This window comes from Streptomyces sp. NPDC002851, from assembly GCF_053591935.1.
Genome location: NZ_JBSFUT010000009.1, coordinates 1 through 20,201 on the forward strand (window position 1 = coordinate 1; position 20,201 = coordinate 20,201).

The 20,201-nt window shown below is 71.3% G+C and carries 16 protein-coding genes; 5 read left to right on the forward strand and 11 right to left on the reverse strand.

Annotation, left to right across the window (positions count from 1 at the left end):
* Nucleotides 1-113 precede the first annotated feature (113 nt).
* Nucleotides 114-1,868 carry an NAD+ synthase gene (locus tag ACWD10_RS12035; protein ID WP_451089701.1) on the reverse strand — a complete coding sequence of 585 codons (1,755 nt, stop codon included), beginning with the start codon at nt 1,866-1,868 and terminating at the stop codon, nt 114-116.
* Between the two features lie 192 nt (nt 1,869-2,060).
* Between ACWD10_RS12035 and ACWD10_RS12040 the strand changes: the two genes are divergently transcribed.
* Nucleotides 2,061-2,828, forward strand: coding sequence for a DUF998 domain-containing protein (locus tag ACWD10_RS12040; protein WP_451089703.1), 768 nt, complete (start codon nt 2,061-2,063; stop codon nt 2,826-2,828).
* The gene (locus tag ACWD10_RS12045) at nt 2,825-3,670 is read left to right on the forward strand and encodes an alpha/beta fold hydrolase (RefSeq protein ID WP_451089705.1); all 846 of its coding nucleotides are present in this window, start codon (nt 2,825-2,827) and stop codon (nt 3,668-3,670) included. The genes ACWD10_RS12040 and ACWD10_RS12045 overlap by 4 nt, the downstream gene beginning before the upstream one ends.
* An 85-nt stretch (nt 3,671-3,755) precedes the next feature.
* Here ACWD10_RS12045 and ACWD10_RS12050 read toward each other — a convergent pair whose 3' ends face one another.
* The 4 genes from ACWD10_RS12050 to ACWD10_RS12065 all read right to left on the reverse strand — a co-directional run bounded on the left by ACWD10_RS12050 (nt 3,756) and on the right by ACWD10_RS12065 (nt 8,446).
* Nucleotides 3,756-4,823, reverse strand: coding sequence for a LacI family DNA-binding transcriptional regulator (locus ACWD10_RS12050; RefSeq protein WP_451089707.1), 1,068 nt, complete (start codon nt 4,821-4,823; stop codon nt 3,756-3,758).
* A 70-nt stretch (nt 4,824-4,893) separates the two neighbouring features.
* Entirely contained in the window at nt 4,894-6,558 is a 1,665-nt protein-coding gene (locus tag ACWD10_RS12055) for an extracellular solute-binding protein (RefSeq protein ID WP_451089709.1), read from the reverse strand.
* A 41-nt stretch (nt 6,559-6,599) separates the two neighbouring features.
* Nucleotides 6,600-7,463, reverse strand: a complete 864-nt coding sequence (locus tag ACWD10_RS12060; RefSeq protein ID WP_451090040.1) for a carbohydrate ABC transporter permease — start codon at nt 7,461-7,463, stop codon at nt 6,600-6,602.
* Between the two features lie 128 nt (nt 7,464-7,591).
* Complete coding sequence (locus ACWD10_RS12065) at nt 7,592-8,446, reverse strand: ABC transporter permease (protein ID WP_451090042.1); 855 nt, start codon at nt 8,444-8,446, stop codon at nt 7,592-7,594.
* A 308-nt stretch (nt 8,447-8,754) separates the two neighbouring features.
* On the opposite strand from ACWD10_RS12065, the gene ACWD10_RS12070 reads away from it, so the two are divergent.
* Entirely contained in the window at nt 8,755-9,726 is a 972-nt protein-coding gene (locus tag ACWD10_RS12070) for a hydroxyacid dehydrogenase (protein WP_451090044.1), read from the forward strand.
* A gap of 6 nt (nt 9,727-9,732) precedes the next feature.
* Here the strand turns inward: ACWD10_RS12070 and ACWD10_RS12075 are convergent, their stop codons facing one another.
* Together ACWD10_RS12075 and ACWD10_RS12080 are read right to left on the reverse strand one after the other, a co-directional pair.
* A complete protein-coding gene (locus ACWD10_RS12075; RefSeq protein WP_451089711.1) occupies nt 9,733-10,413 on the reverse strand; it encodes a DUF305 domain-containing protein in 681 nt (226 codons plus the stop codon).
* Nucleotides 10,410-11,102: a DUF3105 domain-containing protein gene (locus ACWD10_RS12080; RefSeq protein ID WP_451089713.1), complete on the reverse strand. Its 693-nt coding sequence runs from the start codon at nt 11,100-11,102 to the stop codon at nt 10,410-10,412. Before ACWD10_RS12080 ends, ACWD10_RS12075 begins: the two co-directional genes overlap by 4 nt.
* Before the next feature lie 208 nt (nt 11,103-11,310).
* Between ACWD10_RS12080 and glnA the strand changes: the two genes are divergently transcribed.
* Nucleotides 11,311-12,672, forward strand: a complete 1,362-nt coding sequence (gene glnA, locus ACWD10_RS12085) for a type I glutamate--ammonia ligase (protein WP_451089715.1) — start codon at nt 11,311-11,313, stop codon at nt 12,670-12,672.
* Between the two features lie 78 nt (nt 12,673-12,750).
* Here the strand turns inward: glnA and ACWD10_RS12090 are convergent, their stop codons facing one another.
* The gene (locus ACWD10_RS12090; RefSeq protein WP_451089717.1) at nt 12,751-13,173 is read right to left on the reverse strand and encodes a VOC family protein; all 423 of its coding nucleotides are present in this window, start codon (nt 13,171-13,173) and stop codon (nt 12,751-12,753) included.
* Between the two features lie 221 nt (nt 13,174-13,394).
* Here ACWD10_RS12090 and ACWD10_RS12095 point away from each other — a divergent pair, with 221 nt between their 5' ends.
* A complete protein-coding gene (locus ACWD10_RS12095; protein ID WP_451089719.1) occupies nt 13,395-16,391 on the forward strand; it encodes a bifunctional [glutamine synthetase] adenylyltransferase/[glutamine synthetase]-adenylyl-L-tyrosine phosphorylase in 2,997 nt (998 codons plus the stop codon).
* Nucleotides 16,392-16,434: 43 nt separating this feature from the next.
* Here ACWD10_RS12095 and ACWD10_RS12100 read toward each other — a convergent pair whose 3' ends face one another.
* From ACWD10_RS12100 to ACWD10_RS12110, 3 genes are all read right to left on the reverse strand, one after another.
* The gene (locus ACWD10_RS12100) at nt 16,435-17,412 is read right to left on the reverse strand and encodes a phosphatase PAP2 family protein (protein WP_451089721.1); all 978 of its coding nucleotides are present in this window, start codon (nt 17,410-17,412) and stop codon (nt 16,435-16,437) included.
* 161 nt (nt 17,413-17,573) lie between these two features.
* Complete coding sequence (locus ACWD10_RS12105; RefSeq protein ID WP_451089723.1) at nt 17,574-19,292, reverse strand: glycoside hydrolase family 13 protein; 1,719 nt, start codon at nt 19,290-19,292, stop codon at nt 17,574-17,576.
* 168 nt (nt 19,293-19,460) lie between these two features.
* The gene (locus tag ACWD10_RS12110) at nt 19,461-20,159 is read right to left on the reverse strand and encodes a TetR/AcrR family transcriptional regulator (RefSeq protein WP_451089725.1); all 699 of its coding nucleotides are present in this window, start codon (nt 20,157-20,159) and stop codon (nt 19,461-19,463) included.
* Between the last annotated feature and the right edge of the window lie 42 nt (nt 20,160-20,201).

Genomic DNA, 20,201 nt, shown 5'->3' on the forward strand with positions numbered 1-20,201 from the left:
TGTGCTCTTCCTATCCCCCGCCCCGCCCCTTCCCGTAAGCAGGGGGCGCTGCCCCCTGCACCCCCGCTCCTCAAACGCCGGAGGGGCTACTAAACCACCCCGCAACCGAACGGCTACCCCGACTCCCGCCACCTGTTCGTGATCGGCAGCCGCCGGTCCTTGCCGAAGCCCTTCGCCGAGATCTTCGTGCCCGGCGGGTACTGGCGGCGCTTGTACTCTGCCGTGTCCACGAGGCGGAGTACTCGGCTCACCGTTTCCTGCGCGTAGCCCGCGGCCACGATGTCGTCGGCGCCGCGGTCCTGGTCGACGTACATCGCGAGGAGGCCGTCGAGGATCGGGTAGTCCGGCAGCGAGTCCGTGTCGACCTGGTCCGGGCGGAGTTCCGCGCTCGGCGGCTTGGTGACGGAGTTCTCCGGGATCGGCGGGGTCTGGCCGCGCTCCTCGGCGGCCCGGTTGCGCCACTTCGCCAGGCGGAAGATCGCCGTCTTGTAGACGTCCTTGATCGGGCCGTACGCGCCCACCGAGTCGCCGTAGAGCGTCGAATAGCCCACCGCCAGCTCGGACTTGTTGCCCGGCGCGAGGACGATGTGGCCCTCCTGGTTGGAGACCGCCATCAGGAGCGTGCCGCGCAGCCGCGACTGGAGGTTCTCCTCGGCGAGCCCGGTCAGGCCCAGGGACTTCATGTACGCGTCGAACATCGGCTCGATCGACACCGTACGGAAGTTGAGCCCGGTGCGCCGGGCCAGCTCGGCGGCGTCGTCCTTCGAGTGGTCCGAGGAGTACTTGGAGGGCATCGAGATGCCGTACACGTGCTGCGCGCCGAGCGCGTCGCAGGCGATGGCGGCGGTGAGCGCCGAGTCGATGCCGCCGGAGAGGCCGATCAGGACGGACCGGAAGCCGTTCTTCGCGACGTACGCGCGCAGCCCGACCACGAGCGCCGAGTAGACCTCCTCGTCGTCGTCGAGCCGCTCCGCGTACCCGCCGGTCAGCTCCGGCTCGTACGTGGGCAGCGGCTCGGCGGAGAGCGTGACGTGCTCGATCCGCAGACCGTCGTCGACGATCCCGGACGGCGGCTCGGGCGCGGCGGCGGGCAGGTCCAGGTCGAGGACGACACTGCCCTCGGAGAACTGCGGGGCGCGCGCGACGACCTCGCCGCCGGGCTCGACCACGATCGAGTCGCCGTCGAAGACCAGCTCGTCCTGGCCGCCGATCATGCCGAGGTACGCGGTGGTGCAGCCGGCCTCCTGGGCGCGCTTGCGCATCAGCTCCAGGCGGGTGTCGTCCTTGTTCTGCTCGTACGGCGAGGCGTTGATGGAGACGAGCAGGCCCGCCCCGGCGGTCCGGGCGGCGGGTACGCGGCCGCCCTCCTGCCACAGGTCCTCGCAGATGGCGAGCGCGACGTCGACGCCGTGCACGCGGATGACGGGCATCGTGTCGCCCGGCATGAAGTAGCGGAACTCGTCGAAGACGCCGTAGTTCGGCAGGTGGTGCTTGGCGTAGCTGAGCGCCACCGCGCCACGGTGCAGGACCGCCGCGGCGTTCTGCGGGCCGCCCGCGGGCTGGCCGTACTTCGGCTGGGCGTTGTCGGCCCGGTCCAGGTAGCCGACGATCACCGGCAGCTCGCCGAGGCCCTCGTCCGCGAGGCGCGCGGCAAGCGCGTCCAGCGCCTTGCGGGACGCCTCGACGAAGGACGGCCGCAGGGCCAGGTCCTCCACGGGGTAGCCGGTGAGCATCATCTCGGGGAACGCCACGAGGTGGGCGCCCTGCTCGGCGGCGTGCCGGGTCCAGTGCACGACCGCCTCGGCGTTCCCGGCGAGGTCGCCGACGGTCGAGTCGATCTGATTCAAGGCGAGGCGTAGTTGAGGCACGCGGCCCAGTGTAATCGTCAGAGCGACGCGATGCCCCGGGCGAGGGGTGTGGGGCGGCCCACGTCCCGCTCCGGCATTCCCCACCTCGCTCCGGCCTTCCCGCCCCGGCCGTCCTGCGTTGCCCCGCCCCGGCCTTCCCGCCCCGGCCCCTTAAGCTTTGCCCCACTATGCCCACACCTGCGTCTCCTTCGTATGTCCACACCTGAGCCTCCGCCGTCCCCGCGCGGGGCGCGCTCCGTCGCCCTGCTGCTCGGGCTCGGCGCCGTCGCGTATACCGCCTGGGTGCTCGAGGTGGTGCTCTCCACCGGGCTCGACCCGATGCGGACGTACGTCAGTGAACTGGCCGCCGCGAGCGAGCCTCTGGGCGGTCTGTTCCGCGCCACGGATCTGCTCGCGGGGTGTCTGGTCGGAGGCGGTGCGCTGTGGGGACTGGTACGCCTGTGCCGCGAGCCGTACCGGGGCGCCTGGGCGCGGCTCGGCTGGGCGGGGCTGCTGGTCTTCGGGGCCGCGACCGCGGTCGACTCGCGACTTCCGCTGAGCTGCACGCCGACCGCCGACCCCGAGTGCGCCGCCCGCGAGACCGCGGGTCTGGTCCCCGCGACCCACACCGCGCACGCGGTCAGCAGCTCGCTGGCGATGGCCGGGGCGCTCGTCGGCATGGTGGCCCTCACGGTCGCGGCCCGCCGCGCCCGCGCCCGGTCGGCCCTAGGGGGTGTCTCCCCGCCCTTTGCCCTAACTCGCCTCGGCCCCTGGATCGTGCTCCTCGAACTGGGCGTCACCGCTTGGACGTTGGCCTCTGTCGCCGCGTTCCAGGCGGGCCGGGGAACTTGGCTGCTCGGTCTCGGGCAGCGTGCGCAGGTATTGCTCATCGCGGTGTGGCTGGCGGTGCTCGCGCTGTCCCTGGCACGGGTGCCCGCGGCCTCGGGGGTACGTTCGGCGGGGCGGAGGTGGGCGCGGTGACAGTCGCAACGGGTGTGTTCGTACGGATCGGTGGGGTGCCGCACCACGTCGTCGTGCAGGGGTCCGGGCCGCCCTGCCTGCTGACCGGCGGGCTCGGGGCCGCCTGGTTCGACTGGGACGCGGTGGCCCGGCTGCTCGCCCCGCACCGCACGGTGATCCGCTTCGACCGGCCCGGGCTCGGGCTCAGCGCCCCCGCCCGCGTGCCGCCCTCGCTCAGCGGCGAGGCCGACCGGATCCTGCGCGTCCTCGACGCGTGCGGTGACGCGTGTGGTGCGGACGGGCCCGCGACCGTGGTCGGGCACTCGCTCGGCGGTTTCCACGCGGAGGCGTTCGCGCGGCTGCACCCGGGGCGGGTGGGGCGGCTCGTCCTGGTCGACTCCAGCGTCGAGGAGAACGCGCGGCCGGTGCCTGCGCCCGCCCTGCGCACGGGGGTCACTCGGTTCTGCGCCGGGCTGCTCACGGCGGTGGGGCTGCCCCGCGCGGCCGGGCCCGCGCTGCGGCGCGCCGCGGTGCGGGCGGGGCGTATGGGCGGGGGCGACCCCGCTCCGTACGACCTGGTGCGCCGGGTGTACGGCACGGGGCGAGCGGTGCGCGCGATCCTCACGGAGTACGCCACGTACGGGGATGCGGCGGCCCAACTCGTGTATGTCCGGCGCCAGTTCCCGCTGGGTGCGGGGGTGCCGGTGGTGGTGCTCGGGGCCGGGAGCGGTTCGGGGTGGGTGGCTCGGCAGCGGGCGCTTGCGGGGCTCTTGGGGGCGGAGTTCCGGGTCCTGCCGGATGCGGGCCACTTGGTGGCGCTGGACGCGCCGGAGGCGGTGGCGGGGGCGGCGCTGGGTGGGTAGGGGGTCTCTCCCCGCCCCTTCCCGAAATCCTGCGGAGCTTCGGGGGCTCTGCCCCCGGACCCCCGCTCCTCAAACGCCGGAGGGGCTATCTAATAGCACCCCCGCCTCGCGGGCCCGCCACGCTCTCCCGTATCACGATGTGCGTCCCCAGCACGTGCCGCTCCTGCCCTGCCCCCGGCGCCCCCGCCAGCGCCCGCCGTACCGCCGTACGCCCCAGCTCCTCGCCCGGGATGTGCACCGTCGTCAGCCCCGGTGTGAGGTCCGCCGCCACCGGGTCGTCGTTGTAGCCGATCACCGATATGTCCTGCGGGACCCGCAGGCCGTACTCCGCGAGGACGCGTACCGCCGAGGCCGCCACCTGGTCGTCGCCCGCGAAGACCGCCGTGAACTCCGGCTTGCCGCCGCGGGCGTCGAGCAGGCGGCGCATCGCGTCGCGGCCGTGGTTGCCGCCGAAGCCGATGCCCAGCAGGATCGCCTGCTCGCGCGGCACCCCGTGGTCCGCGAGCGCCCGCAGGTAGCCGTTGACCCGGGCCTCGGCCGTGGTGTTGCGGGGCGCGTAGCCGATCAGGGCGATGCTGCGGTGGCCCCGGCCCAGGAGGTGGCTGGTGGCGGCGTACGCCCCCGCCTCGTTGTCGTACTCCACGACCAGGGCGGGGACATCGGGAGCCGGAGCCGGGCGGCCGCACAGGACCAGGCGGGAGCCCGCCGCCGCCAACTGCTGTGCGTAGCGGGCCATCCGCGCCCGGTACTCCTCGTCCTCGACGACGCCGCCGACCAGGATCACCGCCTCGACGCCCTGTTCGCGCATCAGCTGCACCAGGGCCAGCTCGCGGGCCGGATCGGCGGCCGTGGAGCTGACCAGGCAGAGGCGGCCGAGGTCGGCGGCCTCCTGCTCCACGCCGTGCGCGATCTGCGCGTAGAAGGCGCTGAGCACGTCGAGGACGAGGACCGCGACGGTCCCCCGGCCCACTCCCGCGAGTGCGCGGGCGTGCGCGTTGGCGACATAGTCGAGCTCCTTCACGGCCCGCTGCACCTTGGCCCGCGAGGCCGCCGAGGTCGGGTAGTTCCCGGCGAGCACGCGCGAGACGGTCGCCACGGAGACGCCCGCGCGGGCTGCCACGTCGCGGATGGTGACCGTCTTGCGGGGGGTCACGGCCCGCACCGTCGTCCGCAGCGCCGCAGCTGGAGGCCGCGCCCCCGGAGCCCTCGCACCGTCGTTTCCCTCACGCCCGTGCCGCCTCCCACTCCTTCAGGAACTCCTCGTTGACCTTCTTGCCGCCCTGCTGCTGCCACTCGCGGTACACCGCGTCCCACTCCGAGAGCTTCTTGCGGCCGGAGACCACGGCCGTGACGCCGTCCTCGATGATCTGTCGGAGCTGGGCGCCCTTGCGGTTGTACGTGTCGCCGAAGTGGCCGTAGTGGTCGGCGGGGACGAGCAGCGGGGCGACCTTCTGTTGCCAGGCGTGTGAGCGCTTGGTGAGGTCCGGGAAGTCGGGGTTGTACAGCGGTTGCGGGGCGTCGCAGAGGTAGGCGAACGGGAGTTGCGTCTTGTTCTCCACCAGGCCGAGCGACGTGGGGACCGGGTCGCCGTTCTTGTCGTACGTGAAGTGCGGGCCCTCCAGGCCGAAGTGCATCAGCTCGAATTCCTTTGAACCGAACGGGGAGGCCAGCCAGTTGAGGACGCGCAGCGCCAGCTCGATCCGGTCCTTCGGGGCCTTCTTCAGCACCGTGTAACCGAAGATCCCACGGTTCTGCTGGTAGACCGTCGTCGCCCCGTCGACCTTGTACGGCTCGGCGATGTCCAGGGTGAACTCGTCCTTGATGCCCTGCGCGTTGGCGAGGAGCGCGCCCCAGCCGTCGGTCATCGAGCGGACCGTGCCGTTGTAGAACTGCGTCTTCAGGTCGACCTGCGAGATCGACGTCGCGTTCGGGATGTACGAGCCGTCCTTGCGCATGCCCGCCATGAACTCCAGGCCCGCCCGGAACGCGTCGGTCCCGTACATGTCGGTGACCTTGCCGTCCTTGATCTGCCACTCGTTCGGGGCGCCATGCCACATGCAGTGGTACAGATAGCCGTAGTACGACACCGTGGACGCGCCCAGGCCGGACTTGCCGCCCTTCGCGGCCTCCTTGGCCATCGCGCGGAAGTCGTCCGTCGCCATGCCGGGCTCGTAGCCCGCCTGGTCGAAGGCCTCGCGGTTGATGAACATGCCGCCCTGCACCTTGGGCCGCTCCACCGGCACCCCGTAGATCCGGCCGCCGATCCGGCCCATGCCCTCCCAGGCGTATCTGGGGATGTTCGCGAGGTTCGGGTACTCCTTGACCGCGTCGCCGGACAGATGGTCCGTCAGATCGGCGCACTGGGACTGCACGAACTGCTGCTCTCTGGGCAGGGTGTAGCCGCCGCCGATGTTGATGATGTCCGGCAGGTCGTCGCCCGCCATGAGCGTGGACATCTTGGCCCGGAAGTCCGCGTCGGGCACGACCGTGAACTCGACCTCGACACCGAGGGCTTCGTTCATCGCCTGCCAGTACTTGTTGGCGCCGACCGGCTTGGGCGGAGTGCCGTACGTAATGGTCAGGACCCGGAGCTTCTGCTTGCCGGTGCCGGTGCCGGTGCCGGGCTTCTCGGCGACCGACTGCACCAATTTCTGCGGGTACTTGACGTAGCCGGGCTGCACGCCCGCCTCGGTTCCGGCGAGGTCCGGCGGCGGCACCTTCGCGGCGGTGAACGTGGGCCAGGGCGCCGCCTTCTTCCCCGCGTTGCTCACCGAACCCCCGCCGGAGCCGGAGGAACAGGCGGTGAGCAGCGCGGGCGCGGCCACCGCGGCCCCACCGGCGGCGATGGAGCGGAGCAGGGTACGGCGGGACATGGGGGTGCCGGGCATGGGAACACCTTTCGCAGGAGTCGGACAGACGGTTGGTGCCGTTAGCTCTTGATCGCGCCGGTGAGTACGCCCTTGGTGAAGTACCGCTGGAGGAACGGGTAGACGAGCAGGATCGGTACGGTCGCCACCACCAGGACGGCCATCTGCATGGTCTGCGGCGCCGACACATTGGCCGCGTCGCTCAGGCCGGTGTCGGCGATCTGCGTGCCGCCCATGACGTACGTCCGAAGGACCTGCTGCAGCGGCCAGTGCTCGGACTCCAGATAGATCGAGGCATGGAACCAGGCGTTCCAGTAGCTGACCGCGTAGAAGAGGCCGACCACCGCGAGCGCCGCCTTCGACAGCGGAAGCACGATCCGCCGGAGCACCTGCCAGTCACCCGCGCCGTCGAGCCTCGCCGCCTCGTACAGGTCCTCGGGAATCCCCTGGAAGAAGCCGCGGAGCACCACCAGGTTGAACACATTGATCAGTACGGGTGCGACGAGGGCCAGGTAGGTGTCCAGCATGCCCAGGCCCTTGACCAGCAGATACGCCGGGATCATGCCGGGCGGGAAGAGGAACGTGAAGAGCACGAGCAGCAGCACCGGCTTGCGTCCGTACGTGGTGGGGCGGCTGAGCGCGTACGCCAGGAACGTGGTGCAGGCGAGCGAGGCGAGCGTGCCGCACACGGTGACCCCGATGCTCACCCAGAGCGCCTTGGAGACGACACCGCCCGCAAAGATCTGCTCGTACGAGCGCAGCGTCGGATCGCTCGGCCAGAGCACCCAGCCGCCGCCCGCGACCACCTCCCGGTTGGAGGCGAGCGAGGTCGAGACGATCACCAGGAACGGGACCGTGACCAGGAGCAGAATGGTCAACAGGGCCAGTCCCTTGCCGAGTTGGGTGATCGGCCCGGGCGGCTCCATCCAGGCGGGGCGCTTCTTCACGCGCGCGGCCCCGCGTACCCGTACGGTCTTCGTGCGTACGGTCCTCGCCGGGGAGTCCTCCGGGCGCTCGGTCTTCGTACTGCTCGCGACCGCTGAGCCGTTGGTGCTCACTTGTAGACCCCCTGCTCGCCGAGGCGGTGGGCGACCTTGTTGGCCGCGAAGACGAGGAGCGCGCCGATCACGCCCTTGAACAGGCCCGCGGCCGCGGCATATCCGGTGTCGCCGCCGACGATGCCCTGCCAGAACACAAAGGTGTCGAGCACCTCACCGGCCTCTGGGCCGACCGAGTTCCGCTGCAACAGCATCTGCTCGAAGCCGACGGACAGGATGTCCCCGAGCCGCATGATCAGCAGCAGGATCACCACCGGCCGGATCGCGGGCAGCGTGACGTGCCAGAACCGGCGCCACGGTCCCGCGCCGTCGATCGCGGCGGCCTCGTACTGCTGCTCGTCCACCTGCATCAGGGCGGCGAGGAAGATGATCGTGCCCCAGCCGGCGTCCTTCCAGACCACCTGCGCGACCACCAGGGCGGGATACGCGTCCGGGTTGCCGATGATGTCGACGGAGTGCAGACCGGCCTGCCCCAGAACGGAGTTGAGCAGTCCGGTGTCCGCGAGCACCTGCTGGAACAGGGCCACCACGATCACCCACGACAGAAAGTGCGGCAGATAGACCACGGACTGCACGAACCGCCGGGTCAGATCCGAGGTCAGGCTGTGAAGCAGCAGCGCGAGACCGAGCGGCACCGGGAAGAAGAAGATCAGCTGGAGCGTGGCGAGGAACAGCGTGTTCCAGGTCGCGGCCCAGAACCCCGGATCGCCGAACATCCGCGAGAAGTTGTCGATGCCGATCCAGGGGCTGGACCACAGGCCGTCGAACGGGACGTACTCCTTGAAGGCGACCGCGTTGCCGATGAACGCGCCGTAGTGGAAGACCAGGAAGTACACCAGGCCCGGCAGCATGAGCAGCACCAGGACCCGGGACCGCCGCAGCCGTTTGCTTGTCACCGCGTTTCTTGTCACCGCGGACACGGCCACCCCTTCGTTGTGGGACGGACACAGTGCCCGGAAAGCTAAAGCGGTTACTGTGCCCGGTCAACCCCCTTGAGCCGCCTCGATGTTGGGATGCACGGAGGTCTTGGCGTACCGCTGAGAGCCCATTACGGTAACCGTTTACTACGACCCTCAGGACCTCCCGGATCTCCCTGGACCTCCCGGACCTCCTGGAAAGGCGGCCGCGCGTGGCAGACCGACCGATCACGGCCCTGGCCATGGACCGCGAGGTACTCGACCTGGCCTTGCCACCCGAGGTACGGGACCGGCTCGCCCGGAGCACCGCGCTGGAAGGCGCCCCACTGACCGGCCCGCTCACCGCACCCGCGGCGCGCGCCGTGCTCGCCCGCACCGAGATCCTGGTCACCGGCTGGGGCTGCCCGCCGCTCACCGCCGAAGTACTCGCGCACGCACCCCGCCTGCGCGCCGTCATGCATGCCGCGGGAACCGTCAAACACCTGGTCACCGAGGCGGTTTGGGACCGCGGCATCGCCGTGTCCTCGGCCGCGGACGCCAACGCCGGACCGGTCGCCGCGTTCACGCTCGCCGCCATCACCTTCGCGGCGAAGGGCGCGCTCACCGCCGCCTCCCGCTACGGCGAGCCCTGGTCAACTCAGGTACGACGGCCGGGACTTGACGGGCGCACCATCGGGGTCATCGGCGCGTCCCGGATCGGCCGCCGCGTCCTCGAGGGCCTGCGCGCCGCCGACACCCGCCACGAACTGCTGCTCACCGACCCGTACGTCGCCACCGCCGAAGCGGCGAAGCTGGGCGCGGAACGCGTCGACCTGGACGAACTCTGCGCCCGCAGCACCATCGTGACCGTGCACGCCCCCGAACTCCCCGGCACCCGCGGCATGGTGGGCCACGCACAACTGGCCCGCATCCCGGACGGCGGCACCCTGATCAACACCGCCCGCGGCTCCCTCGTCGACACCGAGGCCCTGACCCGCGAGTGCGCCTCCGGACGCCTCTCCGCCTACCTCGACGTCACGCACCCGGAACCGCTGCCCCCGGACCATCCGCTCCTGTCCCTGCGGAACGTCCTGGTGACCCCGCACATCGCCGGGGCCCAGGGCGAGGAGGTCCGCCGCCTCGGCGAGTACGCGGTCGCGGAGGTCGAGCGGTTCGTGGCGGGGGAGGAGCTGTGGGGGAGGGTGGGGCTTGGGGATCTGGGGCGGGTGGCATAAACCCGCCTAACGGCTGTCGTCCGTCCGCTCCTTGAGCATGTCCGCCATCAGCTTGATCTCCGACTCCTGCGCGTCCACCATCCCCTGCGCGAGCCGCCGCTCCACGCCGACCTCGCACCGGTCGGTGCAGCCCTGCGCCATGTGGACGCCGCCCTTGTGGTGTTCGGTCATCAGGCGCAGAAAGAGCACCTCGGCGTCCTCGCCCTTGGCCTTGGCGAGCCGGTCGAGGTCGGCCTCGGTGGCCATGCCGGGCATGAGGGCGCCGTCGTCGCCGTGCTCACCGTGGTCCGTGCCGTGGTGCCCGCCGCCCATCCAGGCCATCGGCTGGTCCCCGGACACCTTGGGCAGGCCCCACAGATCCAGCCAGCCGAGCAGCATGCCGCGCTGGTTGGCCTGCGTATTGGCGATGTCGTACGCGAGGTTCCGGATCTCCTCGTCCTCGGTGCGGTCCCGTACGAGGAACGACATCCGCACGGCCTGCTGATGGTGCACGGCCATGTCACGGGCGAACCCGGCGTCCGCGGAGTCACCGGCCGGGCGCGGGTCGCCCTTCGCGTCCGAGGAGGCAGCGGACCCCGTGGGGCCGCCGTCACCCCCACCGCCCGCGAGCGCCGCCGTCACGCCCCCGGTCACCCCCGCGAGCGCCACCACCGCGGCGCAGACGCCGACCCAACCGGCACGCCTCACTGCGCGATCCCGTCGGTGCAGGGGGCACCCGGCTCGGGGGTCTGCTTGCCCTGCACGTACTTCGCGAAGAAGCTGTCGACCCGCGGGTCGTCCGCGCCGTCCACGGTCACCTGCTTGCCCCAGGCGCTCAGCATGATCGCGCCCTGCTGTTCCTGCACCGGGCTCATCAGGGAGAACGGGGTCGCCTCGACCTTGGCCTTGAGCTTCTTCACCTCGCCCGCCGGAGCCTTGGCGTTGTACGTCACCCAGACGGCGCCGTGCTCCAGGGAGTGCACCGCGTGCTTCGCCGGGATCGGCTTCTCGTACACATCGCCGTCGCAGTTCATCCAGTACGGGTGGTGATCGCCGCCCACCGGAGGCGTCATCGCATAGTCGACGGGCTTCTCGACGTGGTTGCGGCCGAGCTCCTTGGCGTCCCAGGTCTTCTCGTTCTCGATCGGCCGGGCCGCCGCCTTCTGCAGGTCCTTCTCACGCTTGTTCTTCGCGGCCTCGGCCGCGGCCTGCTGCCGCTCCTGCTCGTTCTGCTTCGACACGAAGAAGTACGCGCCCCCGCCGACGGCCCCCGCGAGGACCACCGTGATCGCGGTGACGGCGATGATCCGGGTACGGCGCTCGCGGGCCTGCTCCGCCCGGCGCATCTCCGCTATCCGGGCCTGGCGTGGGTTGGAACCGGAGCTGTGGGGACCCATGGCGTCGTCGTCCTTCGTCGAGAAAGGTGCGGGTGTACGTACGAGTCGGATGTACGTATGAGTGGGGCCCGCTGATCGTAGTCGTCACCGGGATGTCGTGGGCCACAAGGGGTGCGTAATCTGGCGGAAACCCCTGGCCCTGATACTGGAGCCCGCACCGATGCCGGGGCGGTGGTGCACAGACCGTCTGAACTGCAAGGATATAGCTATGGACAAGCAGCAGGAATTCGTGCTCCGCACCCTCGAAGAGCGCGACATCCGCTTCGTACGCCTGTGGTTCACGGACGTCCTCGGCTTCCTCAAGTCGGTCGCCGTCGCCCCGGCCGAGCTGGAGCAGGCGTTCGACGAGGGCATCGGCTTCGACGGCTCGGCGATCGAGGGCTTCGCCCGGGTCTACGAGTCCGACATGATCGCCAAGCCGGACCCGTCGACCTTCCAGATCCTGCCGTGGCGGGCCGAGGCCCCGGGCACCGCGCGCATGTTCTGCGACATCCTGATGCCGGACGGCTCCCCGTCCTTCGCGGACCCCCGCTTCGTCCTCAAGCGCGCCCTCGCGAAGACCTCGGACCTGGGTTTCACCTTCTACACCCACCCCGAGATCGAGTTCTTCCTGCTCAAGGACAAGCCGGTGGACGGCTCCCGGCCCACGCCCGCGGACTCCTCCGGCTACTTCGACCACACCCCGCAGAACGTCGGCATGGACTTCCGCCGCCAGGCCATCACGATGCTCGAATCCATGGGCATCTCGGTCGAGTTCAGCCACCACGAGGGCGCCCCGGGCCAGCAGGAGATCGACCTGCGGTACGCCGACGCGCTCTCGACGGCGGACAACATCATGACGTTCCGCCTGGTCATGAAGCAGGTCGCGCTCGAGCAGGGCGTGCAGGCCACGTTCATGCCGAAGCCGTTCTCGGAGCACCCCGGCTCGGGCATGCACACCCACCTCTCGCTCTTCGAGGGCGACCGGAACGCGTTCTACGAGTCGGGCGCCGAGTACCAGCTCTCGAAGGTCGGCCGCTCCTTCATCGCGGGCCTGCTGCGCCACGCCGCCGAGATCGCCGCGGTGACGAACCAGTGGGTGAACTCGTACAAGCGCATCTGGGGCGGCTCCGAGCGCACCGCGGGCGCGGGCGGCGAGGCCCCGTCGTACATCTGCTGGGGCCACAACAACCGCTCGGCGCTGATCCGCGTCCCGATGTACAAGCCCGGCAAGACCGGCTCGGCACGGGTCGAGGTCCGCTCCCTCGACTCCGGCGCGAACCCGTACCTCGCGTACGCGGTGCTGCTCGCCGCCGGCCTCAAGGGCATCGAGGAGGGGTACGAGCTGCCGCCCGGCGCGGACGACGACGTGTGGGCGCTGAGCGACGCCGAACGCCGCGCGATGGGCATCGAGCCGCTGCCGCAGAACCTCGGTGAGGCCATCGCGCTCATGGAGCGCAGCGAACTCGTCGCCGAGACCCTCGGGGAGCACGTCTACGACTTCTTCCTGCGCAACAAGAAGCAGGAGTGGGAGGAGTACCGCTCCGAGGTCACGGCCTTCGAGCTGCGGAAGAACCTTCCGGTGCTGTAAGCCACGGGACTGGTGAAGCGCGTACGACGCCGGAGGGGCCGGAGCATCTGCTTCCGGCCCCTCCGCCTGCTGTCCGGGTCAGATCGCCGAGCGCAGCGGCTTGTTCGCCCGTACCTGGTACTCCTGGATGCCCCAGCCGTTGCCGTCCGGGTCCTTGAAGTACAGGAACGTGCCGCCGTCCTGCTGCGAGTGCACCACCGGCTCGCTGACGTCCAGGCCCCGCTCCCGCAGCTCCGCGTACGCCGCCTTCGCGTCCGGCACGCACAGCTGGAGCCCCTGATAGCTGCCGGGCTCCGGAACCGGCGAGAGGCCGAGCGCCTCCGGATTACTGGTGAGCGCCACCGAACAGCCCGAGCCCGGCGGGGTCAGCTGCACGATCCGCACCCCCGGGAGCACCTCGCCGTCGAAGTCGAGCTGGAAGCCCACCTTCTCGCGGTAGAAGTCCCTGGCCCGGTCCACGTCCGAGACGGGGATCATGACGACTTCGAGCGTGTACTCCATGGGTCTGCTCCTTGAATCTCAGGATGTGAATCTCAGGACGTGAAGGTCGGACGTGAAGGTCGGGACATGCATGTCCGGACCGTCAGAACTGCCGGCCGGTCTGACGTCGATACTGCCTCCCCGATCGGCACCCCGCAGGAGATCGGAACTCATCGGTGGGTCCGCTTTCGGCCACTGCGGTTAGGCTCAAGGCCGGACCTTGATCGGACGGGAGGACCGCAATGACCGCGCCGGGGCGTAGGAGCAGTACCTTCACGCGGCTGCTCCGGCACGGCTTCACCGCACCGGCCGCCGCCGAGCGTCTGCTCGACACCCCCGAGCTGTCCGCCGTGCGCGCCGACCCCGTGCTGCTCGACGCGCTCGGCGCCACCGCCGACCCGGACCTCGCGCTGCTCGGGCTCGTCCGCCTCGTGGAGGCACAGCCGGAGGACGAGCGGCGGGTCCTGCTGGACACGCTGCTGTCCGCGAAGCCGCTGCGCGACCGGCTGCTCGGCGTGCTCGGCGCCTCCGAGGCGCTCGCCGACCACCTCGCCCGGCACCCGTACGACTGGCACGCCCTGGTGACGTACGAACCGGCCGATCTGCACCCGGGCGTCGAGGAGTTCGAGCAGGGGCTCGCGGACGCCACCGACCCCGTCGCGCTGCGTGTCGCCTACCGCCGCTGTCTGCTCGCCATCGCCGCCCGCGACGTCTGCGGCACCACCGACGTCGCCCAGGCCGCCGCCGAGCTCGCCGACCTGGCCACCGCGACGCTGCGCGCGGCCCTCGCCATCGCGCGCGCGGCCGCGCCCGAGGACGACGCCGCGTGCCGCCTCGCCGTCATCGCGATGGGCAAGTGCGGGGGACACGAACTCAACTACGTGTCCGATGTCGACGTCATCTTCGTCGCCGAGCCCGCTGACGTCCCCGGCGGCGTCGACGAGGCGAAGGCCATGCAGGCCGCGACGCGGCTCGCCTCGCACCTCATGCGGATCTGCTCCGACACCACCGTCGAGGGCACCATCTGGCCCGTCGACGCCAATCTGCGGCCCGAGGGGCGCAACGGTCCGCTCGTGCGCACCCTCTCCTCGCACCTCGCCTACTACCAACGGTGGGCCAAGACCTGGGAGTTCCAGGCGCTCCTCAAGGCCCGCCCGGTCGCCGGGGACCCCGAGCTCGGCGAGGCGTACGTCGAGGCCCTGGCACCGCTCGTCTGGCAGGCCGCCGAGCGCGAGAACTTCGTCACCGACGTGCAGACGATGCGTCGCCGGGTCGTCGCCGGAATCCCTGCCGCCGAGGTCGAGCGGGAGCTCAAGCTCGGGCCCGGCGGCCTGCGGGACGTCGAATTCGCCGTACAGCTCCTGCAGTTGGTGCACGGACGGTCCGACGCCACGCTGCGCAGCGGCACCACCCTGGACGCCCTTGGCTCCCTCGCGGCCGGTGGCTATGTGGGGCGCACCGACGCCGCCCAGCTCGACGAGGCGTACCGCTTCCTGCGCGCCATGGAGCACCGCATCCAGCTGCACCGCCTTCGCCGCACCCACCTCGTGCCCGAGAGCGAGGAGGACCTGCGGCGCCTGGGCCGCTCGCTCGGCCTGCGCACCGAGCCCGTCACCGAGCTCGGCCGGGCGTGGAAGCGGCACGCGGCCGTCGTACGCCGCCTGCACGAGAAGATCTTCTACCGGCCGCTGCTCGACGCCGTCGCCGCGCTCGCCCCCGGCGAGATCCGGCTCTCCGCCGGCGCCGCCCGCGAACGCCTGGTCGCCCTCGGCTACGCGGACCCGGCCGCCGCCCTGCGCCACCTGGAGGCCCTGGCCTCCGGCGTGACCCGCAAGGCCGCCATCCAGCGTCAGCTGCTGCCCGTGCTGCTCGGCTGGTTCGCGGACTCCGCCGACCCGGACGCGGGCCTGCTCGGCTTCCGCAAGGTCTCCGACGCGCTCGGCAAGACCCCCTGGTACCTGCGGCTGCTGCGCGACGAGGGCGCCGCCGCCGAGAACCTCGCCCGCGTCCTTTCCGCCGGGCGGCTCGCCCCCGACCTGCTGCTCCGCGCCCCCGAGGCGGTCGCCCTGCTCGGCGACGCCCGCGGCCTCGAGCCGCGCGACCGGTCCCACCTGGAGCAGGAGATCCTCGCCGCCGTGGGCCGCGCGGACGGCCCCGAGCAGGCCGTCACGGCCGCGCGCGGGGTGCGGCGCAGGGAGCTGTTCCGCACCGCCGCCGCCGACCTCATCGGCTCGTACGGGACCGAGGAGAGCCCCGTGGACGGTGACCCGGCAGCCCTGGTGGACCGGGTCGGGAACGCCGTCTCCGACCTGACCGCCGCCACGCTCGCGGGCACCCTGCGGGCCGTGGTGCGCGAGGGCTGGGGCGACGAGCTGCCCACCAGGTTCGCGGTCATCGGCATGGGCCGCTTCGGCGGCCACGAGCTGAGCTACGGCTCGGACGCGGACGTCGTCTTCGTGCACGAGCCCCGCGAGGGCGTCGACGAGCAGGAGGCGGCGAAGGCCGCGAACCTCGTCGTCTCCGAGATGCGCCGCCTGCTTCAGCTGCCCAGCTCCGACCCGCCGCTGCTCATCGACACCGATCTGCGCCCCGAGGGCAAGAGCGGCCCGCTGGTGCGGACCCTCGGTTCGTACGCCGCCTACTACCGCCGCTGGTCGCACGTCTGGGAGAGCCAGGCGCTGCTGCGCGCCGAGCCGGTCGCGGGCGATGCCGACCTCGGCGCCCGGTTCGTGGAGCTGATCGACCCGCTGCGGTACCCGGCGGAGGGCCTCGGCGAGGACGCGGTCCGCGAGATCCGCCGCCTCAAGGCGCGCATGGAGGCCGAACGCATGCCCCGCGGCGCCGACCCGACGCTCCACGCCAAGCTGGGCCGCGGCGGCCTCTCCGACGTCGAGTGGACGGTGCAGCTCCTCCAGCTCCAGCACGGCTGGGCGGAGCCGGGCCTGCGCACCACCCGCACCCGGACCGCCCTCGCGGCCGCCTGCGCCGCCGAGGTCATCTCGACCGAGGACGCGGCGATCCTGGACGAGGCCTGGGTCCTCGCCACCCGCGTCCGCAACGCCGTCATGCTGGTCCGCGGCCGCGCGGGCGACACGTTCCCGTCGGGCGGGCGTGAGCTGGCCGCCGTGGGCCGTTACCTGGGCTACGGGCCGGGCACCGTCGGCGAGATGATCGACGACTACCGGCGTACGACGCGCAGGGCGCGGGCGGTCGTGGAGGAACTGTTCTACGGGGCGTAGGTCGCGCAGGGGCGCACCGGGCGGGGGCTCTGGAAGGTCTGGTTCACGTTCCCCGTGGCGGGGGCAATCGCCCTGCGGGCTCGTCCTCAATCGCCGGACGGGCTTGATTTTGGACCCGATCCAACGCCGGACGGGCTTGATTCTGGGCCTGCTGGGCCTGTTGGGGCTGATTCGCCGCCGGACACGCTGGCTTCACCCACCGCGGCAATCTGTACGGCAGCCGCCCGTACCACGCGTAGCAGAAGCCGAAGCCGATCGCGAGGCAGAGCATGCCGCCGACCGCGTCCAGCCAGAAGTGGTTGGCCGTGGCGATGATGACCACGAGCGTCAGCACCGGGTAGAGCAGGCCGAGGACCTTGGCCCACGGCACCCGGGCCAGGGCGAAGATGGTCAGTCCGCACCACAGGGACCAGCCGATGTGCATCGACGGCATCGCCGCGTACTGGTTGGTCATGTGCTTGAGGTCGCCGGACGCCATCGAACCCCACGTCTGGTGCACCAGGACCGTGTCGATGAAGTTCTCGCCCGACATCAGGCGCGGCGGCGCCAGCGGGAACAAGTAGAAGCCGACCAGGGCCACTCCGGTGGTCACGAAGAGCACGGTGCGGGTCGCCGCGTACCGCCCCGGATGACGGCGGTAGAGCCAGACCAGGACCCCGATCGTCACGGCGAAGTGCAGTGTCGCGTAGTAGTAGTTCATCGCGACGATCAACCAAGTCACCGAGTTCACGGCGTGGTTGACGGCCTGCTCGAAGCCGAGCCCGATGGCGTGCTCCGCCTGCCAGATCCAGTCCGCGTTGCGCAGCGCGGAGGCCTTCTGCTCCGGTACCGCATTGCGAATCAGGGAGTACAACCAGTAACCGACCGCGATCAGGGCCAGCTCGTACCACAACCGGGGCCGCCGGGGCCTGCGCACACGGTGCAGAAAGGAGCGTTCGGTACGGTCCGCCGTCCCGCTCCCGATGGGTGGTGCCTCGGCCGCCGTCCGGCCTTCGAGTGTGGTCACAGTCGGTTCACCCATGGACAAGGAGTCTGCCAGATGGGCCTACTGCAACGATCATCCCTTGGGTGGGTTCGTGCCGCATTTTCTCCACCCCTGGGACGATCCCACCCCTAGGGCCGTTGAACCCCGTACAACCTGCTGTGGTAACGGGATCGGAGCGATCAGAGAGGTCAGTGAGGTCAGAGGGGTGCCCACCAGACGGTGCTCTCCGGAGGCAGCACCACCTCCGCCCCGCGGCACGCGGGCTCCGGCCCGGAGCAGAGCAGCGCTGAGCCGCCCGGGGCCGGGACCGCGACCTCCGTCGGCAGCGTGTTGAGGGTGCAGACGAAGCCGGGGCGGCGGCCGAAAGCCAGGACACCCGCCGGGGTGTCCAGCCACTCCATCCCGCCGTCCCCGAGCGCCGGAAGCTCGCGGCGCAGGGCGAGCGCCGAGCGGTACAGCTCCAGTGTGGAGCCCGCGTCGCCGCGCTGCGCCTCGACGCTCAGCTCCCGCCACGCCGCGGGCTGCGGCAGCCAACTGCCGCCGGGCCCGAAGCCGTACGGGGCGGACGCGCCGGACCACGGCAACGGCACCCGGCAGCCGTCCCGCATCCCGTCCTGCCCGGAGCCACCGCCCTGCCCGGAGCCGCCGTCCCGCCCGGAGCTCTGCCGCCCCGAACCGCGGAAGAACGCCGGGTCCCGCCGCACCTCGTCCGGCAGGTCCACCACCTCCGGAAGCCCCAGCTCCTCGCCTTGGTAGAGATACGCCGAGCCGGGCAGCGCCAGCGTGAGCAGCGCCGCCGCACGGGCCCGCCGCAGCCCACGCTGCCCGCCGCCGTAGCGCGTGACATGGCGGACGACATCGTGATTGGAGAGCACCCAGGTGGTGGGGGCACCCACCGAAGCGGTGGCGCGAAGTGACCCGTCGATGACGGAGCGCATCGCCTCCGCGTCCCACGGGCAGGTCAGGAACTGGAAGTTGAACGCCTGGTGCAGTTCGTCCGGGCGTACGTACAGCGCGAGCCGCTCGGCGCTCGGCGCCCAGGCCTCGGCGACACCGATCCGCCCGCCCGTCGCCCGCCGCCGCCCTTCCAAGGAAGGCCCTTCGGGCCCGATTTCATTTGCGGGGTACGAGTCGAGGAGCGCACGCCAGGAGCGGTGGATGGCATGCACACCGTCCTGATCGAAGAACGGCAGCACCTGCCTGCCGATCATCCGGGCCTGCTCGCCGCACCCGATGTCCGGAAACCCGGCCGCCTTGACCATGCCGTGCGCGACATCGATACGGAACCCGTCCACACCCAGATCGAGCCAGAACCGCAGCACGGAGTCGAACTCGGCCCGCACCTCGGGGTGGTCCCAATTCAGATCCGGCTGCTCGGGCGCGAACAGATGCAGATACCAGGCGCCATCCGGGACCCGCGTCCAGGCAGGTCCGCCGAACACCGACTCCCAGTCATTCGGCGGCAGTTCACCGCTTTCGCCCCGCCCCGGCCGGAAGTGGTACAGCTCCCGCTCCGCGCCGCCGTCGAGCGCCGCGCGGAACCACGGGTGCTGGTCCGACGTGTGGTTGGGCACGAGGTCGACGATCACCCGCAGCCCGAGCCGGTGCGCCTCCCGCACCAGATCGTCGGCGTCCGACAACTCCCCGAACAGCGGGTCCACGGCCCGGTAGTCGGCCACGTCGTACCCGCCATCGGCCTGCGGCGAGGCATAGAACGGCGTCAGCCACACGGCATCGGCCCCGAGCTCGGCCACGTACGGCAGCCGCTCACGAACCCCCCGCAGATCACCCACCCCGTCCCCGTCGCTGTCCGCGAACGACCGCACATACACCTGGTAGATAACAGCGTCCCGCCACCAACGAGGGGGGGTGCTTTCGGCGTCGAGGATGTGGGGGCGGGTGATCTCCTGGGTCATACCCGGTCAACGCGCGCTGCCCGGGGGCGGATACGCCTATCAGCCCGTCCGGCGTTTGAGGACGAGCGCGTTCAGCGCGATATCTGCGGCGGGGGTCCGGGGGCCGCAGGCCCCCGAGGCTGCCGTCAGGCTTTCGGGAAGGGGCGGGGCCGGGGAGGAAAAACCGACTCAGCCAGGCTCCGGCGCCAGCGCGATCAGCCGCCCCACCAGATCCCCGAAGGGCCCGTCCGCGGGCTCATCCGCCAGCAGATCCCGCAGCACCCCCGCCATCTCCTCGTTGTACGCCGCGCTCACCGCGGTCAACGCGGCGAAATCATGCACCAGTTGGAGCTCGAGCTCCGCCCGCGGCACCCGCCGCCCGTCCAGCCAGATCAACGCCGTGGACTCCGCGAGCGACACCCAGGACCGCACCACGAGTTCGAGCCGCGCCGACGGCCGCGCGATGCCGAGGTGAAGGAGGATCTGCTCGTACGCCGCCTGCCGCACCGAGTCGATCAGCGCGTTGGTCGTCGTGGAGCCGACCGCCGGGCCGCCGCGCATCAGCGCCGAGAAGCCCGGCCCGTGCTCGTCCACGAAGTCGAAGAAGCGGCCCATCACGCGCAGCAGCCGCGCGCCGAGCGGCCCTTGGCGCGGCTCCGTGAACCGCTCCGCCAGATCCTCGGCGGCCCGGCGCAGCGCCGCCTCGTACAGGCTGAGCTTGCCCGGGAAGTAGTGGTACACCAGCGGCCGGGAGATCCCCGCCGCGGCTGCTATCTCGTCGATGGAGACTTCGTCGGGGGAGCGGTGGCTGAACAGCTCGAGTGCAACGGAGATCAGCTGCTGCCGCCGCTCCTCGACCCCCATCCTGCGGCGCACCCCGGTCGTCATACGAACACCCTAACGGCCCGGGGCGCGACCACAGTCGGAGGT

Excerpts from the sequence above, each read along its gene's own strand:
- ACWD10_RS12040 (WP_451089703.1), top strand. The coding sequence starts at position 2,061 with ATGTCCACACCTGAGCCTCCGCCGTCCCCGCGCGGGGCGCGCTCCGTC.
- ACWD10_RS12055 (WP_451089709.1), bottom strand. The coding sequence starts at position 6,558 with ATGCCCGGCACCCCCATGTCCCGCCGTACCCTGCTCCGCTCCATCGCC.
- ACWD10_RS12060 (WP_451090040.1), bottom strand. The coding sequence starts at position 7,463 with ATGGAGCCGCCCGGGCCGATCACCCAACTCGGCAAGGGACTGGCCCTG.
- ACWD10_RS12065 (WP_451090042.1), bottom strand. The coding sequence starts at position 8,446 with ATGCTGCCGGGCCTGGTGTACTTCCTGGTCTTCCACTACGGCGCGTTC.
- ACWD10_RS12070 (WP_451090044.1), top strand. The coding sequence starts at position 8,755 with ATGGACCGCGAGGTACTCGACCTGGCCTTGCCACCCGAGGTACGGGAC.
- ACWD10_RS12080 (WP_451089713.1), bottom strand. The coding sequence starts at position 11,102 with ATGGGTCCCCACAGCTCCGGTTCCAACCCACGCCAGGCCCGGATAGCG.
- glnA (WP_451089715.1), top strand. The coding sequence starts at position 11,311 with ATGGACAAGCAGCAGGAATTCGTGCTCCGCACCCTCGAAGAGCGCGAC.
- ACWD10_RS12090 (WP_451089717.1), bottom strand. The coding sequence starts at position 13,173 with ATGGAGTACACGCTCGAAGTCGTCATGATCCCCGTCTCGGACGTGGAC.
- ACWD10_RS12095 (WP_451089719.1), top strand. The coding sequence starts at position 13,395 with ATGACCGCGCCGGGGCGTAGGAGCAGTACCTTCACGCGGCTGCTCCGG.
- ACWD10_RS12100 (WP_451089721.1), bottom strand. The coding sequence starts at position 17,412 with ATGGGTGAACCGACTGTGACCACACTCGAAGGCCGGACGGCGGCCGAG.
- ACWD10_RS12105 (WP_451089723.1), bottom strand. The coding sequence starts at position 19,292 with ATGACCCAGGAGATCACCCGCCCCCACATCCTCGACGCCGAAAGCACC.
- ACWD10_RS12110 (WP_451089725.1), bottom strand. The coding sequence starts at position 20,159 with ATGACGACCGGGGTGCGCCGCAGGATGGGGGTCGAGGAGCGGCGGCAG.